We start from the raw sequence: 16183 nt of genomic DNA, 5'->3' as shown, positions 1-16183 counted from the left end.
TTAGCTCGCAAACCACTCCGCGTTGAGAGTTTCGCTATCACCAAGATAGTCAAGAAGCCATCTCAGCGCTGGAGATGTATCATTCTCAACCCATGTTAAGCAGCAAGGGCTTTCAGGAAACGGCTGCGCTAATTCCAGCTCAACTAACTTACCTTCTGCACACAAAGGTGCTGCACGGTGCTCTGGAACCATCCCCACACACAGACCATTTGCCAAACACGCTAAACCACTTTCCCAGTAAGGCACAACTAAGCGTCGTTGGTTGTCCAGCGCCCAAGTATCTCTTTTCGGTAAGCTTCTTGAGGTATCTTCTAAGCACAAACTTGGATATTCACGCATTTGGTCATCCGTCAGTTTGCCCTGAATTTTCGCTAATGGGTGAGTGGGGCTCGCAACACAACGCCATGACATAAAGCCCATGTCGCGGAAACTATAGCGCTCTCCAATGGGTGAAGCACGGGTCGCTCCAATCGCCACATCCACACGCCCATCCGCTAATGCATCCCAAACCCCATTAAACACTTCAGGGTGGATATACAGTTCGATATCAGGAAAATGACGATAAAAATCCAAAATCAGCTGTTCCGTACGCTGCGGTTTTACGATGCAATCAACGGCAATACTGAACTGCCCACGCCACCCATTGGCGACTTGTTGGCATTGATGTCGAGTATCAATCATTTTTTTGATAACACTTCGACTTTCTTTAATAAAGATAACTCCTGCTTCCGTCAATACCACATCACGGTGACGGCGCTCGAATAGCGGAACCGCCAACCATTCTTCGACTTGCTTTACTGTGTAACTGATCGCTGAAGGGACTCGATGCAACTCATCCGCAGCACCACTAAAGCTTCCCGTTCGAGCAACTGCGTCTATGACTTCAAGTGCATGAGCTGACCACATTTTCTTTCCTTTCAAATTATTTGATAGCAGAGTCCAAATATTACCGTTTCACAACGTAAAAAAATAGCCTATACAATAAGATAACTATTAACATTATTTTAAATACAGATTAAGCAAAACTATGACAAATACTGCGACAAAAAACTCCTCTGGATTTTTGATTTACCTTGCCGGCCTAAGCATGCTGGGGTTTTTAGCCATCGATATGTATCTGCCTGCCTTTGGTTCAATGCAAACAACCTTAAATACGACTGAAGGTGCTATCAGCGCCTCATTAAGTATCTTTCTAGCTGGCTTTGCTTTTGCCCAGCTACTATGGGGCCCCCTTTCAGATAAATTAGGACGCAAACCTATTCTCATTGTAGGGCTTTCCCTATTTATTGTTAGTTGCTTGGCTATGATTTGGGTCACCGATGCCACTCAGTTATTAATCCTTCGATTCTTACAGGCCGTTGGTGTTTGTTCTGCTGCAGTTTTATGGCAAGCCCTCGTTATCGACCGCTATAACGAAGCTGATACCCAAAAAGTATTTGCCTCTATCATGCCTTTAGTGGCACTTTCTCCAGCATTAGCGCCTCTTTTAGGTGCTTGGGTGCTTGAGCACAAAAACTGGGAATTTATCTTCATCGTGCTGATGATGGTAGGCGTTTTACTCCTGCTACCGACTTTGATGCTAAAAAAAGTGGCGCCGAAAGTCATCGCAGAAGAAAACCAGACACAAACCAAAATTTCCTTTGCTACCTTGTTAAGCTCCCCTGTTTTCAGTGGTAACGTGCTTGTATACGCAGCATGTAGCGCTGGCTTTTTTGCATGGCTAACGGGTTCGCCGTTTATTCTACGCAATATGGGTTTTAACCCTTCGGATATCGGCCTAAGTTATATCCCTCAAACACTGGCATTTATTGTCGGAGGATACGGCTGCCGCTTCGTATTAGCTAAAGTGCGTGCTGAAACGTTGTTCCCAATCCTGCTAGCCGGTTATGCCGTTAGCATGATTATATTATTTGTGATGGCGATTTATACTCAGCCAACATTAACTATGATTTTAGTACCATTCTGCTTTATGGCCGCCATGAATGGCGCATCATACCCAATTGCCGTAGCCAAAGCCCTTAACACATTCCCATCCGCCAGTGGTAAGGCCGCTGCATTACAAAATGCCTTACAATTAGGGTTATGTTTCTTAGCCAGCTTATTAGTCTCTGCGCTCACCTTTGACCCGTTACTCGCCACGACTGGCGTGATGGCATTTACGGTGATCCCAATGATTATAGGCTATTTCATGCAGCGTTGTGCCAGCAAATCAAATAATGCGATTAAGCACACTGAGTATCAACATGACTAATCGTTAGTTAACGTTATTTTTTAGCTTCATAATAATCAGCCACGTTACCATTATTGATAACGTGGCTGACTTTTTTATTTTAGTTAATACGTATTTTATAGAGTTAATTTTTTATCTATAACACGCTATTATTAGCATATTCAATTATGACGTTTTGAAGAGCCATGCTGAAACAGTATTATCCTCCTGATGAATTAAAAGAATTTGTTAGTTCAGTTTTGATTATCAAGAAATTTACTGATGCTATTAAGATCTTCCCAGGCACAGGAGCTGAAATATGGGTTTCGACTGAAAATATCAGTATGTCGACTCACGAGCATACATCCGTCAATCCATTTCAGCTAATCATCCCCAGAGTCAATATATTTACGGCTATCCCGAATAATGCCAGCGTGATGGTTCTACGTATTCGCCACGATGCCTTACGTTTTTTACTTCCCCAACGCACGTTAAATTATACGGATATCCCTACTCCGCTTAGCCAAATATGGAGCAATAATTGGTTTAAATCATTGGCTAACTCTTCATTCAAAGAGTTGCATGAGTGCTTTTATGTCACTAAGGCAGCGAAAAAGGCACATTTTATCGATCACGTTCTGGACTCTCTTTATCGCAATCCAAATAAAAAAATTACCGAAATTGCCGATGACATTGGCTACAGTGCGCGCTTAGTTCAAAAAGAGTTGTTAAAAGAATTTGGGATCACACCAAAACGGTACCAGATCAATTGTCGCTTAGAGCAAGTGATGAAAACCATGGTGAAAGAACAAGATACTTATCGATGGTTTGAAACGGGTTATTATGACCAATCCCACTTTTATCGCGATTTTAAGCGTTACTTTACCATGACACCGTCGGCATTTTTAAAGTCAAATTATTCGCTTTTTTACAATACAAAAACAAAGTCTCCATTAAGATAGTTCTGAGTACATAAGGAGAATGGTATGAGTATTGTTGTATATGCCCAAATCACTACCGAAAAAAAGGATGGGTATTTAACGAAAAAAATCGTTCGCGAAATTGCCAAACGCAGCCGGATGGAAAAAGGATGTTTGCAGTATGATCTGATGGCAAAAGAAAATGGCTACATTGTGTTTGAAGAGTGGGAAAATGCACAAGCATTAGAAATGTATCAAAAAAGCGCTCATTTCAAACAACTTGTTGACGCAATTGAACGTGACAATGCCATTTTTTCGGTCAATTTTAGTGAGAAGTAATAGAATATTCCGGTGAATTTATTACCTACCGATTCAACAGGTTATAGCTCTGCACAGAGCCATAACCTTCTCAAAACTAGATTGATGATTTTTCGCTGTCTACTGAGTCTTCACTCTCTTGTTTCTGCTTCAATAACATTTCTTGTTCTTTCTGATGCAAAACACGCTCAACAGTATCAACAATAGCTTGAGTCTGTGGGTCAATCTCAATGTTGACTTTATGACCGAGTCGTTTGCTTCCTAGAGTGGTTCTCGCCAATGTTTCTGGGATCAGATGCACACAGAAACGGTTATTGATAACATCACCGACCGTTAAGCTAATTCCGTCAATCGCCACAAATCCCTTATGTAAGATATATTTCATCAAGGTTTTATCATAAATAGAGAGCCAAACTTGATGATTATCTTCAGAGGTGAAAATCTTGCTAATTTCTGCGGTGGTCACGATATGACCCGAAACCACATGTCCGCCAATTTCATCACCATATTTAGCAGCACGCTCAATATTAACCACGTCCCCTTCTTTTAACTCACCTAAATTAGTGAGGCGCAATGTCTCTTTGATTAAATCAAAGCTAACGTTCTCCCCCTCAATTTTAGTCACGGTTAAACAGCAACCGTTATGCGCAACGGATGCACCGGTTTCTAAACCCACTAATAATTCCGGCGTGAATTTCATGACATGAGTACGGAAATTAGCTCTTTCCGTGATTGAGATAATTGGAGCGGTTCCTTGAACAATGCCTGTAAACATAATGACTCTCAGTGCAGTGAATTAATAAACTCAGTTTACCTAAGAATTTTCAGAGATCTATCTTATTTGAGTGGTTATATTTATGCTGCCATCACAAAACATTTAAACGGTTTCTATACTAATCTGCTGTTTTATTATTCTTATCTATAACTATGTTGGATTGATTACATAAAAGAGATAGAATAAGGGGTTAGCATTAACTATCTGATTTTTTAGTAAATCATAGAATTTCATTCCGCTTTTTTCTTTTTTTAATTCGAAACTTATTGTGAAGGTGTATGCGTGCAGAAATATATTACAGAAGCGCGTAGCTTGTTGGCTCTCGGTATCCCTATCTTCTTCGCCCAATTTTCCCAAACTGCAATGGGGTTTGTGGACACCATCATGGCGGGAAGTGTTAGCGAAATCGAAATGTCAGCTGTGGCTGTTGGTTTTTCTATTTGGTTGCCTGCTATTTTATTAGGGCAAGGTATTCTCATGGCGCTCACGCCAATTATCGCTCAAATGAACGGTTCAGGTCGCAGAAACCTGATTGGCGATCAAGTTCAACAAGGCTTGTGGTTAGCCTTTATTTTAGGCGTTAGTATCATGTTGCTGTTGTATAACAGTAAACTGATCATCAGCAACATGCCCCATATTGACCAAGAGTTAGCCGATAAATCGGTTCGTTTCCTACACGCAATTATGTGGGGAGCCCCAGGTTACCTATTTTATCAAGTGTACCGTAGCCAATGTGAAGGGTTGTCAAAAACGAAACCCGGCATGGTCATTGGTTTTCTTGGCTTGATGGTCAATATTCCCGTGAACTATATCTTCATTTATGGTCACTTTGGTGCACCAGCCTTAGGTGGTGTTGGTTGCGGCGTGGCGACAGCAACGGTGTATTGGGCAATGTGTCTGATGATGAGATGGTATGTTAAGCACGCACCAAATCAGAGAGATATCCGTCCTGCGCAACCATTAGGCGCGCCAAATCCAGATATCCTGAAACGCATTATTGTGCTCGGAACACCGATTGGGTTAGCACTGTTTTTTGAAGTCACCCTGTTTGCGGTTGTTGCCCTATTGGTCGCGCCTTTAGGGGTTGTTGCGGTCGCAGGTCACCAAGTAGCGCTTAACTTTAGTTCTGTGATGTTTATGTTCCCGTTATCAATGGGTATCGCTGTCACCATTCGAGTTGGCTATAACTTGGGACGTCAGTCTACCGAAGCCGCAAAAGTCTCTTCTTATACTGGTTTAGCGGTAGGATTAAGTCTAGCTTGCTTAACGGCCATCTTTACCAGCACATTCCGTGAGCCTATCGCGATGATGTATAACAAGAATCCTGAAGTGGTTGTTTTGGCGTCTAGCTTGATGCTCTATGCCGCGCTTTATCAGCTTTCAGATTCTATTCAAGTTATTGGTGCCGGTGTGTTACGTGGGTATAAAGATACTCGCTCAATCTTCTTTATTACCTTTACGGCGTATTGGATTTTAGGTTTACCGTCTGGCTATATCTTGGCGTTGACCGACTTCATTACCGAGCCCATGGGACCAAAAGGTTTCTGGTTAGGATTTATTATCGGACTCACCGCTGCGGCTATTGGTATGGCAACACGAATTTTGTGGATCCATCGCCAACCTGACAGCGTCGTTTTATTACGCTCAACGCGATAATTGGCGTAATTTTCAGCATTTTATGGCAAGGTGGCGAATGTTTTTCTGCGAATAGTTTTAAATACGAGCAAACTCTCGCAAAATTACATTTTCCCCTTGCCAGATTGACAGCAGAACGTTAATATTCGTCCCCGTCGTTAAAGCAGTAATGATTGATATGCGTCCGTAGCTCAGTTGGTTAGAGCACCACCTTGACATGGTGGGGGTCGGTAGTTCGAGTCTACTCGGACGCACCATTTAAATTCATCATTAGCGACAAACAAAGTTTTATCTCAGTGCGTCCGTAGCTCAGTTGGTTAGAGCACCACCTTGACATGGTGGGGGTCGGTAGTTCGAGTCTACTCGGACGCACCATTTAAATTTGTCATCAGTGACAAACCAAGCTTCATCTCAGTGCGTCCGTAGCTCAGTTGGTTAGAGCACCACCTTGACATGGTGGGGGTCGGTAGTTCGAGTCTACTCGGACGCACCATTCTATTTATTCTGACTCGTTTCTTATTCCCGAATTATTTTTTATCCTGAGCCCCTTAGTAACCCTAATAAAAGTACTCTTTTCAAATATCATATTTATCTTGATTGTGATTTTGTTTTCCCTTATTTTGTTGCGCAACCCACTTTCAACTGAAAATCTCGCTGTTGTTTGATCTTAATTACTTCTGCATCAAATTTAGCAAAATTTGATTTGTCTCACAGTTTGATGTTGTTTATAATGATCCCTCAAGCTGAAAGGTTTCAACAAAGACAAATCAGCATGTTAGCTTTAATGAAAAATGTCATCTACACTATAATAAGAGTCAAAAAGTGACGTTTTTTAAATAACCAGATTTTGAATACCAGACTGTCGCCTATTCTTATAAATGAGTTGCGCAACATAGACTATCTTGCGCATTAAGCATCGGCGGCAATACCGATTTCCTTTATAACCATTAGATAGACTGCCATGAAAAAAACCAAAATTGTTTGTACCATCGGTCCAAAAACCGAATCAGAAGAGAAATTAACTCAGTTATTGGATGCAGGCATGAACGTCATGCGCCTTAACTTCTCCCACGGTGACTATGAAGAACACGGTCAACGTATCAACAACCTCCGCTCTGTCTGTGCAAAAACCGGTAAACAAGCAGCTATTCTGCTGGACACTAAAGGTCCAGAAATCCGTACTATGAAACTGGAAGGCGGCAATGATGTTTCTCTCGTTGCAGGTCAAACTTTCACTTTCACAACAGATACTTCCGTTATCGGTAACCAAGAACGCGTTGCAGTCACTTACCCTGGCTTAACTAAAGACCTGAAAGTAGGTGACACCGTTTTAGTGGATGATGGTTTAATTGGCATGACTGTAACCAACATCACTGCAACTGAAGTGATTTGCCAAGTATTAAACAATGGCGATCTTGGTGAGAAAAAAGGTGTTAACTTACCGGGCGTTTCTATCGGCTTACCTGCACTAGCAGAAAAAGATAAAGAAGACCTCGTTTTCGGTTGCCAACAAGGTGTCGACTTTGTTGCCGCTTCATTTATCCGTAAACGTTCAGACGTTGAAGAAATTCGCGCTCACCTGAAAAAACATGGTGGCGAAAATATTCAAATCATCTCTAAAATCGAAAACCAAGAAGGTTTAAATAACTTCGACGAAATCCTTGAAGCCTCTGACGGTATCATGGTTGCTCGTGGTGACTTAGGGGTTGAGATCCCAGTAGAAGAAGTTATCTTCGCCCAAAAAATGATGATTGAAAAATGTGTTAAAGCTCGCAAGGTCGTTATTACTGCGACTCAAATGCTAGATTCAATGATCAAAAACCCACGCCCTACCCGCGCAGAAGCTGGTGACGTTGCAAACGCCATCTTAGACGGTACAGATGCTGTTATGCTGTCTGGGGAAAGTGCGAAAGGTAAATATCCAGTTGAAGCTGTGACTATCATGGCAACTATCTGTGAACGTACTGACCGCGTTATGCCAACGCGTATTGAAAATCAAAAACCAACCCAGCGCTTACGTGTGACTGAAGCTGTCTGCCGTGGTGCCGTTGAAATGTCTGAAAAACTGGATGTGCCATTAATCGTTGTCGCAACTTATGGTGGTAAATCTGCAAAATCAGTACGTAAATACTTCCCTACTGCACCGATTCTGGCTCTGACAACTAACGAAGAAACTGCTCGCCAATTACTGTTAGTAAAAGGCGTTATTCCGATGATCGTGGGTCCTTTCGAATCAACCGATGATTTCTATCGTGAAGGTAAGCGTGCAGCGTTAGAAAGCGGATTGGCGGTAGAAGGTGATGCAGTCGTGATGGTATCCGGAGCATTAGTACAAAGTGGTACAACAAATACCTCATCAGTACATGTTCTGTAGTTGCCTTGCATAACAGTTGTCCTGCATAACCTAGCGTGATATTAACCCTATTGCTTCACGGCAGTAGGGTTTTTTATTATCTGGAATAACTAAAATTTAGCAATCCGTGCGAAACATAATTTCAATAAGTTACGTTATGATCCACGAAGATATAATTCACCCAGATTTTGGTTACAAAACATTTACAAAATAAATCATAAAACGATAACCATTCGCTCAAATTTCAAACTAAATAACCCTTAATTGAAATTTTTATTCGTTTTCACCCTGTTAAATATAAAGTATTTCTAGCAAAACTTTGAATTACGTACTAGCATAAGACTTAGTAAGTACCATACCCTAATTTACATTAGGTTGTTTTAAAGGGATAGAGGTAGCTTTAAGATAACGCTCTTAAGTCTATTTTTTGGTTACTTGCTTTTATATTTTCAAGATAAATCAATCTAGAGGGTAAAATAATGATTCGTACTAAAATTGTACTGGGCTCTATCGTATTAGCTTCAGCATTACTGGCGGGTTGTTCTAACAGCACTGAAGTGCAAAAGCTCTCTTCAGACGTGCAAACTCTGAACGGTAAAGTTGACCAACTGAGCAACGACGTTCAGTCTCTGCGTTCTGATGTACAAACTGCACAAGAAGAAGCAGCTCGTGCAAACCAACGTCTGGACAACCAAGTACGTACTTACAAAAAATAAGTCCGACTTGATGTTATCTAGAAAAGCTTAATCGCTGAATTATTGTTGAGGGCCTATTTTATAGGCCCTTATTTTTTACTTCGAAATTCATTTAAGGCGGGCAGTCATTAGCTTTTAAATGACTGATATTTCGCTGGAATAGAAGATTTCACTTCCCCTTCAAATACAGGTTGTGGCTGAGTAATCGTGAATGGCGCAATGGGTTTTAACTGCTGATAATCGCGTTTCATCGGTTCTGAATCATCCCCAACATTCACCCTCACTGGCAATCCTGAACGTCTAGACAACTCTGCTTGAACTTTCGCTTTATCAATTCCCGGATTACTCGCTAAAAACGCTTGGAAATCTTCAGTGAGCTTGATTGGCATTGTCTGTGGATCATCACTGTCTTTACGTGACAATGGCTGATGCACTTCAATGTAATAGCTACCATCTGGCTCTTTTGCATATTTAACTGGCTGATCGATAACTTGAACGCGTGTTCCTTTTGGTACGTTTGTAAACAGTGCTTTAATATCATCTGGGCGCAAACGAATACAACCAGAACTAACACGCATCCCAATACCAAAATTGGCGTTAGTACCGTGGATCAAGTATTCGCCACGACCATAAGACAGGCGTAACGCATACAGCCCCATCGGGTTTTCTGGGCCAGCAGGTACCACCGCCGGGAGTGTGATCCCCTGTTGTGCATAATGTTTACGGATATTGGTGGTTGGTGTCCATGTAGGGTCTTTAATCAATTGGCTAATAGACGTCACCATTTCAGGTGTATCTCGTCCTAGCTGACCAATTCCAATCGGATATACAGCCACTTTATGGCTGTTTTCAGGGTAATAATAAAGACGCATTTCCGCCAAGTTAATCACGATACCGGTACGCGGTGTCGAAGGTAATAACATTTGAGCAGGAATAATCAGTGGCTTACCCACTTCAGGTAAATAGGGGTCTGTTCCTGGGTTCGCCTCTAACATCGCCAACAAACCAATCTGATAGTCGCTTGCGATAGCTTCCAGTGGACGTCCATCGTTAGGCACCACATAGGTGATATTTTCCCCGATCAGGCGTGTGTTGTTATTGGGTAATGGATAATCTTTAGCCTGCGCTGGTGCCAGCACCGCACTCATGACAAACAGACTTACCGCCGTCAAAACTCTTTTCATACCTACTCCAAGGAAAATAAGATTCATTACAAAATTCAAACAATATCGCTCATAATAGCAACTATCTCGAATATCTTTAATACTTAATAAATATTTTAGTCCGCTAATAATTTGAATGTGAGCTAACTTTGTCTCGTTATTGTTAGTTTAACAATAAAATACAGTAAGTTACTTAGGCATATTTTCTAGGATAAGAATAATAGGAAGAAAAGAAAAGTGTGGGAAATTCCGAAGATTTCCCACAGAACACTTAAAGAAGTTGGTGAGCTCTCGCCAAAATCGACTTGATCATGCCATTTAAACCTTGAGTTCGAGAAGGTGTAAGATGCTGTTCAAGCGCCAATTGCTGGAAAAAATGTTTTACATCCACCGCAAGGATCTGCTCAGGTGTTTTCCCTTGAAAGAGAATAATCACAATCGCCACTAACCCTTTAACAATAGCGGCATCACTATCTCCAGCAAGAACAACATGGCCATCCGGTTGTTTTTGCATATCAATCCACACTTGGCTTTGGCAACCCGCTATCAAGTTATCATCCACCTGTTGAGCTTCAGATAACGCCGGTAAACGCCCGCCCAGTTCAATCATATACAAATAGCGCTCTTCCCAATCTTGGCAACGTGCAAAATTGCGTAATAGCTTCGCTTCATCGGGTAACGCCGACATAATATTTCCTTCTATCTATTCGCTACAATCTTTATGTGCTGCAATACAGTTACTTTGATATATCGTCGGTGTTTAGCCGAGTAATTGTTTAATACGCAATAACGCATTATACAAAGCATCGATATCTTGCTTAGTCGTATAAACACCAATAGATGCACGGCACATCGCTGGAACTTGATAATGTTCCATTAATGGCATCGCACAGTGGTGCCCAGTACGAATGGCAATCCCATATCTATCCAGAAATGCGCCAACATCATAGGCATGATGTTCACCTAAATTAAAGGCTATCACACCTTCACGTTGGTCATTACCATATAAATGAAGGGAAGGCACTTGCTTAAGCAAATCCGTCGCATATTGCATCAATTGCTTTTCATACGCAAAAGTTTTACTTAATCCCAACCCATTGAGATAGTCTAAAGCTGCACCTAAACCAATCATTCCACTAATATTCGGGGTACCCGCTTCAAATCGCCATGGAACATCAGCAAATGTGATCCCTTTTTTCAGGCTGACTTGGCGGATCATCGCCCCACCACCTTCCCAAGGTGGCATCTTCTCAAGTAATGCCTTCTTGCCGTAAAGGATCCCAATACCTGTTGGTCCATATAGCTTATGACCTGAACAGACATAAAAATCGCAATCCAGCGCTTGCACATCAACCTGCTGATGCATCGCCCCTTGCGCACCATCCACGAGGATAGTCAGTGTATTTCCATGCTGGCCTGCAATTTCACGCGCTTGTAAAATCAATTTTTTCACCGGGTTAACGGTACCAAGCACATTAGAAATATGCGTAAAACTGAATAGCTTTGTGCGCGCATCTATGAGTTGTGCGAGCTGAGAGACATCAAGGGTACCATCCTCAAGAATAGGCAGGATCCGTACTTCAAAACCACGCTCTTGCGCCAACATAAACCAAGGAACGATGTTCGCATGGTGCTCCATTTCAGTGATAATAATATTATCGCCTTGCTGGATAAACTGGCGCCCAAAGCTATTAGCAACAAGGTTGATCCCTTCCGTTGTCCCTTTAACAAACACTATCTCTTCAGGGGAAGCCGCGTGCAAAAAATCCGCTGCTTTTTGGCGAACATTTTCCACCAGCGTGGTGGCATTCGCGCTTAGCGTATGAACACCACGATGCACTGCCGCATATTGATGCAACGTAAATTGGCTTTCCGTATCCACAACTTGCTGAGGTTTTTGAGCACTCGCCGCGCTATCTAAATAGACCAATGGATGGTTATTTACTGATTGCGCTAAGGCAGGAAAGTCCTGCCTGACCGATTCAACGTCATATGGCATCGGTTTACACCTCCGCTAAACGTTGATGAATACTCTCCATCACAGCCTGTTTTAACCCATCGATAGTAATTGATTCTGTTAACTCAGCAGCAAATGCATTGATGATCATCTGCTTAGCCGCTTGGCTATCAATCCCTCTAGAGCGTAGATAAAAAAGTTGCTCATCATCGATACGCCCAACCGTTGCCCCATGACCACATTTCACGTCATCGGCATAGATCTCCAGTTGAGGCTTCGTGTCGATTTCCGCTTTTTCACCCAGCAATAAGGTATTGTTAGTCATTTGACCGTCTGTTTTCAGCGCCTTAGGGTCAACTTTGATCATGCCATTGAATACCGCTTTGCTGCTATCCATGGCGATCACTTTATGCAACTGTCGGCTATTACAATAACCCGCATTGTGCTCAAGATAGCTGCGTGTATCGGCTATTTCATTACCTTGCGGCAACAACAGGCTGTTTAACTCAAATTCTGTATTTTCACCGTCAAGACGGCTACTTGTATGATGACGGGTTAGCCCAGAGCCTAATAAAAAGCTGCTACTTTTCACTTGGCTATCACGCCCCACCACAATGTCATTATGAGCGAAATGCTGAGCCTGTGAGTTTTCTGTCATTAACTTGAAGTGGGTAAATTGCGCATTATCACCCACTTCGACCGTTAATCGCCCACCAGTCAGATGTGCTTTATCATCTAGACTGACAAAGTGTTCAATCACTTGAGACTGGCTATTATTTCCCAGTGTCAAATGGTAGCGATATTGGCTCATGTTCACCGAGTCTAGATCATGGCTGCTACTGGAGATATTCAGTAAATAGAGTGGCTTAGTCGCAACTTTATTGGCAGCTAACTGGATAATAAGCGGTTGAGCGGCTAGGCATTCCGTTAAATGTAAGAAAATCTCGCTGTTCACCGCATCAGGTAGCCAGTCTTGGCTATCGAGAAGAGAAACTTGAAATTCCCCCGTATCGACCGAACTGAGTTCCGCATTGTAGCGTCCGTCCACCAGCACAATACGATAAGCATCGATAGCTAATGCGAGCGCATCACTTAGCGGAGCCTGCTGTTCTTGCGAGCTAAAACGGTATTGGGTATTTAACACGCTATTTAACGGAGTATAGTGCCAATCTTCATGACGAAATGCGGGCAGCCCAACGTGTTTAGCGAGACTCCAATGGGTTTGAGCGTGCTGAGATTTTCCACCTAATCCTTGCTCATATAGCGTTTCAAAACGGCGCATTGCCTGCTGATTTAAAGCATCAACCGCAGCGCGTTTTTCTGCTCTTTCACTGTTGGTCAATAAGCCAGCCATAGCCTTGCTCCTCCAGTTTTTTCGCTAAACTGAAATCACCAGATTTGATGATTTTCCCTTGATACAGGACGTGAACAAAATCAGGTTTTACATAGTCCAAAATGCGCTGATAGTGAGTCACGATAATGAATGAACGCTCAGGAGTACGCAGTGAATTCACACCATTAGAGACGATTTTTAGCGCATCGATATCTAAACCAGAATCGGTTTCATCTAAAATACATAACTTAGGTTCTAACGCCGCCATCTGTAAAATGTCATTACGTTTTTTCTCTCCACCGGAGAAACCCACGTTAACTGAACGGGTGAGCAGGTCTTGTGGCATATCCAACAATTTGATTTTATCTTCGATAAAGTCTTGGAAATCAAAACGGTCTAACGCCTCTTGCTGACGATATTCACGCACCGCATTCACTGACGTTTGCAGGAAAAATTGGTTACTCACACCCGGAATTTCAACCGGATATTGGAATGCAAGAAAAATCCCTTCACCCGCACGTTCTTCAGGATCTAACTCAAGTAAGTCCTTGCCATTGAACGTCACTTCACCACTATCAATTTGGTAATCTTCACGACCTGCTAGGGTGGCGGACAAGGTACTTTTACCCGAACCGTTTGGTCCCATAATGGCATGAACTTCCCCCGGTTTAATTTCCAGAGACAGCCCTTTTAAGATTTCATTACCTTCTACACTTACATGTAAATCTTTAATACTTAACATATCAACATGCCTTTAGCGCTCAAGCGCAACTAAACTCGGTTAGGATCAGCCCACACTGTGTTCTAAGCTGATAGCCAATAATTTTTGTGCCTCAACGGCAAACTCTAATGGCAACTCTGAGAAAACATCTTTACAGAAGCCGTTAACAATCATTGAGATAGCATCATCTTCGCTGATCCCACGTTGTAAGCAATAAAACAGCTGGTCTTCGCCAATGCGCGACGTTGTCGCTTCATGTTCCAATTGCGCGGTATTGTTCTTCACTTCCACATACGGGAAGGTATGAGCGCCACATTGGGTACCAATCAGCATGGAATCGCACTGGGTAAAGTTACGGGCGTTATGGGCGCTCGGGAGTATTTTGACGAGCCCACGATAACTATTTTGGCTTTTACCTGCCGAAATCCCTTTCGAGATAATCGTTGAGCGGGTATTTTTGCCGATGTGGATCATTTTAGTGCCCGTATCCGCTTGTTGGTTACCATTGGTCAGTGCGACAGAGAAAAACTCCCCAACCGAATTGTCCCCTTTTAAAATCACGCTTGGGTATTTCCACGTAATGGCAGAACCCGTTTCGGATTGTGTCCATGACATTTTGGAATTTTCCCCTTCGCACAGGGCACGCTTAGTCACGAAATTGAGAATTCCCCCTGTTTCGCTATCACCACCCGAGAACCAGTTTTGAACTGTCGAGTACTTCACTTCGGCATCTTTATGGATAATCACTTCCACAACCGCAGCGTGCAATTGATAGCTATCTCTCACCGGTGCTGAACACCCTTCTATGTAGCTCACATAACTGCCTTCATCCGCAATTAAGATTGTGCGTTCAAATTGCCCTGTTTTTGCCGCATTAATACGGAAATAGGTCGATAACTCCATCGGGCAACGCACCCCTTTCGGGATGTAAACAAAGGTTCCGTCCGATGCCACTGCTGCATTCAGTGCAGCAAAAAAGTTATCGTGGCTAGAAACGACGCTACCTAAATATTTTTGCACCAGTTCAGGGTACTCTTGAATCGCTTCGCTGAACGAACAGAAAATAATCCCGTGTTTGGCTAAGTCGCCACGGTAGGTTGTCGATACAGAAACGGAGTCAAAAATTGCATCTACCGCCACTTTGCTGCCTTCACGGACAGGCACGCCAAGCTGATTGAAGGCATCTTCAACTTCACTCGTCAGGTAATTCGCTTCTTCCGCAGCGCCTGTTGATTGCGTCGCGCCTGGCTGTGAGCCACAGGCATCATCACACGACCCGCACGATGGCGCGGAATAATAGCTGTAATCTTGGTAATCCAAATTTGGATAATGGGCTTTCAGCCAGTGTGGCTCTTCCATGCCTTTCCAGTGATTAAAGGCATCAAGACGAAATTGCAGCATCCACTCAGGTTCATTACGCTTCGCAGAAATAGCACGAACCACATCTTCATTTAGCCCTTTCGCCATTTCATCGGTGGCAACTTGGGTAAAAAAGCCTTCTTTATAACGTTTTTCATCAAGCCAGCTTTGAACATCTTCGCCAACTTCTACATTGCTCTGAGACATAATCTAGCTTCACAAGTTAAACGCCGAAGCTTTCACCACACCCACAGGCATGTTGAGCTTTCGGGTTATTAAATTTAAAAATATGGTTAAGCCCTTCTTGGACATAATCCACTACCGTGCCATCAATGAATGGCATTGCTTTTTTAGGCACATACAAGTGTGCACCATCGAGTTCAAACACTAAGTGGTCATCGGTTGGGTTTTCAATCATCTCGAAGACGTATCCAAAACCTGCACATCCCGACTGTTTCACGCCGAGAGATAGACCTTTGCTATTGGGTGTTTGAAGAACCAATTTGTTGATCTGTTTAGCGGCACTAGGGGTTAGGCTGACGCCCTGCCATGAATTTTCATCCAATGAAAATGTTTCTACACCATCAGTCATTTTGACCTCACTTTTCTTATGGTTTTTCAGCCTGTTATCAGCGATTTCTTCTCTATATGACATGGTAATGATTACCCATATGACTTCAACCATTTGTTTTAAGAGGTTATAGCGATGAGAACGGTTTACTGACAGGATTTTAGTTTATGGAAA

The 16183-nt window shown here is 42.7% G+C and carries 15 protein-coding genes and 3 tRNA genes; 9 read left to right on the top strand and 9 right to left on the bottom strand.

From position 1 onward, the window contains the following. A complete protein-coding gene (gene punR, locus QS795_RS07120; RefSeq protein ID WP_154603998.1) occupies nt 1-906 on the bottom strand; it encodes a DNA-binding transcriptional activator PunR in 906 nt (301 codons plus the stop codon). Nucleotides 907-1027: 121 nt separating this feature from the next. On the opposite strand from punR, the gene punC reads away from it, so the two are divergent. From punC to QS795_RS07105, 3 genes are all read left to right on the top strand, one after another. Next, complete coding sequence (gene punC / locus QS795_RS07115; RefSeq protein WP_286269493.1) at nt 1028-2251, top strand: purine nucleoside transporter PunC; 1224 nt, start codon at nt 1028-1030, stop codon at nt 2249-2251. Between the two features lie 164 nt (nt 2252-2415). After that, nucleotides 2416-3171 carry a helix-turn-helix transcriptional regulator gene (locus QS795_RS07110; protein WP_286269490.1) on the top strand — a complete coding sequence of 252 codons (756 nt, stop codon included), beginning with the start codon at nt 2416-2418 and terminating at the stop codon, nt 3169-3171. A 24-nt stretch (nt 3172-3195) separates the two neighbouring features. Next, nucleotides 3196-3468: a putative quinol monooxygenase gene (locus QS795_RS07105; protein ID WP_154604001.1), complete on the top strand. Its 273-nt coding sequence runs from the start codon at nt 3196-3198 to the stop codon at nt 3466-3468. A 76-nt stretch (nt 3469-3544) separates the two neighbouring features. Here the strand turns inward: QS795_RS07105 and QS795_RS07100 are convergent, their stop codons facing one another. Further along, the gene (locus QS795_RS07100; RefSeq protein WP_154604002.1) at nt 3545-4222 is read right to left on the bottom strand and encodes a riboflavin synthase subunit alpha; all 678 of its coding nucleotides are present in this window, start codon (nt 4220-4222) and stop codon (nt 3545-3547) included. Between the two features lie 282 nt (nt 4223-4504). On the opposite strand from QS795_RS07100, the gene QS795_RS07095 reads away from it, so the two are divergent. From QS795_RS07095 to QS795_RS07070, 6 genes are all read left to right on the top strand, one after another. Further along, a complete protein-coding gene (locus tag QS795_RS07095) occupies nt 4505-5878 on the top strand; it encodes an MATE family efflux transporter (protein ID WP_286269488.1) in 1374 nt (457 codons plus the stop codon). A gap of 159 nt (nt 5879-6037) precedes the next feature. After that, a tRNA-Val gene (locus QS795_RS07090) sits at nt 6038-6114 on the top strand. A 41-nt stretch (nt 6115-6155) separates the two neighbouring features. Next, nucleotides 6156-6232, top strand: a tRNA-Val gene (locus QS795_RS07085). 41 nt (nt 6233-6273) lie between these two features. Continuing rightward, nucleotides 6274-6350, top strand: a tRNA-Val gene (locus QS795_RS07080). 468 nt (nt 6351-6818) lie between these two features. Next, on the top strand, nt 6819-8231 hold the full coding sequence (gene pykF / locus QS795_RS07075; protein WP_036950412.1) for a pyruvate kinase PykF: 1413 nt from the start codon (nt 6819-6821) through the stop codon (nt 8229-8231). A 458-nt stretch (nt 8232-8689) separates the two neighbouring features. Then, nucleotides 8690-8926: a major outer membrane lipoprotein gene (locus tag QS795_RS07070; RefSeq protein ID WP_004263789.1), complete on the top strand. Its 237-nt coding sequence runs from the start codon at nt 8690-8692 to the stop codon at nt 8924-8926. Between the two features lie 107 nt (nt 8927-9033). On the opposite strand, the gene QS795_RS07065 is transcribed toward QS795_RS07070, so the two are convergent. The 7 genes from QS795_RS07065 to sufA all read right to left on the bottom strand — a co-directional run bounded on the left by QS795_RS07065 (nt 9034) and on the right by sufA (nt 16030). Then, the gene (locus QS795_RS07065) at nt 9034-10089 is read right to left on the bottom strand and encodes a L,D-transpeptidase family protein (RefSeq protein WP_154604003.1); all 1056 of its coding nucleotides are present in this window, start codon (nt 10087-10089) and stop codon (nt 9034-9036) included. Nucleotides 10090-10339: 250 nt separating this feature from the next. Continuing rightward, complete coding sequence (gene sufE, locus QS795_RS07060; protein WP_036950416.1) at nt 10340-10756, bottom strand: cysteine desulfuration protein SufE; 417 nt, start codon at nt 10754-10756, stop codon at nt 10340-10342. A gap of 72 nt (nt 10757-10828) precedes the next feature. Beyond that, on the bottom strand, nt 10829-12067 hold the full coding sequence (gene sufS, locus QS795_RS07055; protein WP_286269483.1) for a cysteine desulfurase SufS: 1239 nt from the start codon (nt 12065-12067) through the stop codon (nt 10829-10831). 4 nt (nt 12068-12071) lie between these two features. Further along, nucleotides 12072-13379: a Fe-S cluster assembly protein SufD gene (gene sufD / locus QS795_RS07050; RefSeq protein ID WP_286269482.1), complete on the bottom strand. Its 1308-nt coding sequence runs from the start codon at nt 13377-13379 to the stop codon at nt 12072-12074. Further along, nucleotides 13354-14100 carry a Fe-S cluster assembly ATPase SufC gene (gene sufC / locus QS795_RS07045; protein ID WP_154604006.1) on the bottom strand — a complete coding sequence of 249 codons (747 nt, stop codon included), beginning with the start codon at nt 14098-14100 and terminating at the stop codon, nt 13354-13356. The genes sufD and sufC overlap by 26 nt, the downstream gene beginning before the upstream one ends. A gap of 45 nt (nt 14101-14145) precedes the next feature. After that, the gene (gene sufB, locus QS795_RS07040) at nt 14146-15645 is read right to left on the bottom strand and encodes a Fe-S cluster assembly protein SufB (protein ID WP_132494846.1); all 1500 of its coding nucleotides are present in this window, start codon (nt 15643-15645) and stop codon (nt 14146-14148) included. A 16-nt stretch (nt 15646-15661) separates the two neighbouring features. Then, complete coding sequence (sufA, locus tag QS795_RS07035; RefSeq protein WP_154604421.1) at nt 15662-16030, bottom strand: Fe-S cluster assembly scaffold SufA; 369 nt, start codon at nt 16028-16030, stop codon at nt 15662-15664. Between the last annotated feature and the right edge of the window lie 153 nt (nt 16031-16183).

The organism is Providencia zhijiangensis, from assembly GCF_030315915.2.
Lineage (GTDB): Bacteria > Pseudomonadota > Gammaproteobacteria > Enterobacterales > Enterobacteriaceae > Providencia > Providencia zhijiangensis.
Note: the sequence above shows the minus strand (reverse complement) of the source record. Positions and strands in the feature narration are given on the sequence as shown.

Bases quoted from the DNA above. Each gene is read 5' to 3' on its own strand.
- punR (WP_154603998.1), bottom strand. From the start codon at position 906: ATGTGGTCAGCTCATGCACTTGAAGTCATAGACGCAGTTGCTCGAACG.
- punC (WP_286269493.1), top strand. From the start codon at position 1,028: ATGACAAATACTGCGACAAAAAACTCCTCTGGATTTTTGATTTACCTT.
- QS795_RS07110 (WP_286269490.1), top strand. From the start codon at position 2,416: ATGCTGAAACAGTATTATCCTCCTGATGAATTAAAAGAATTTGTTAGT.
- QS795_RS07105 (WP_154604001.1), top strand. From the start codon at position 3,196: ATGAGTATTGTTGTATATGCCCAAATCACTACCGAAAAAAAGGATGGG.
- QS795_RS07100 (WP_154604002.1), bottom strand. From the start codon at position 4,222: ATGTTTACAGGCATTGTTCAAGGAACCGCTCCAATTATCTCAATCACG.
- pykF (WP_036950412.1), top strand. From the start codon at position 6,819: ATGAAAAAAACCAAAATTGTTTGTACCATCGGTCCAAAAACCGAATCA.
- QS795_RS07070 (WP_004263789.1), top strand. From the start codon at position 8,690: ATGATTCGTACTAAAATTGTACTGGGCTCTATCGTATTAGCTTCAGCA.
- QS795_RS07065 (WP_154604003.1), bottom strand. From the start codon at position 10,089: ATGAAAAGAGTTTTGACGGCGGTAAGTCTGTTTGTCATGAGTGCGGTG.
- sufE (WP_036950416.1), bottom strand. From the start codon at position 10,756: ATGTCGGCGTTACCCGATGAAGCGAAGCTATTACGCAATTTTGCACGT.
- sufS (WP_286269483.1), bottom strand. From the start codon at position 12,067: ATGCCATATGACGTTGAATCGGTCAGGCAGGACTTTCCTGCCTTAGCG.
- sufD (WP_286269482.1), bottom strand. From the start codon at position 13,379: ATGGCTGGCTTATTGACCAACAGTGAAAGAGCAGAAAAACGCGCTGCG.
- sufC (WP_154604006.1), bottom strand. From the start codon at position 14,100: ATGTTAAGTATTAAAGATTTACATGTAAGTGTAGAAGGTAATGAAATC.
- sufB (WP_132494846.1), bottom strand. From the start codon at position 15,645: ATGTCTCAGAGCAATGTAGAAGTTGGCGAAGATGTTCAAAGCTGGCTT.
- sufA (WP_154604421.1), bottom strand. From the start codon at position 16,030: ATGACTGATGGTGTAGAAACATTTTCATTGGATGAAAATTCATGGCAG.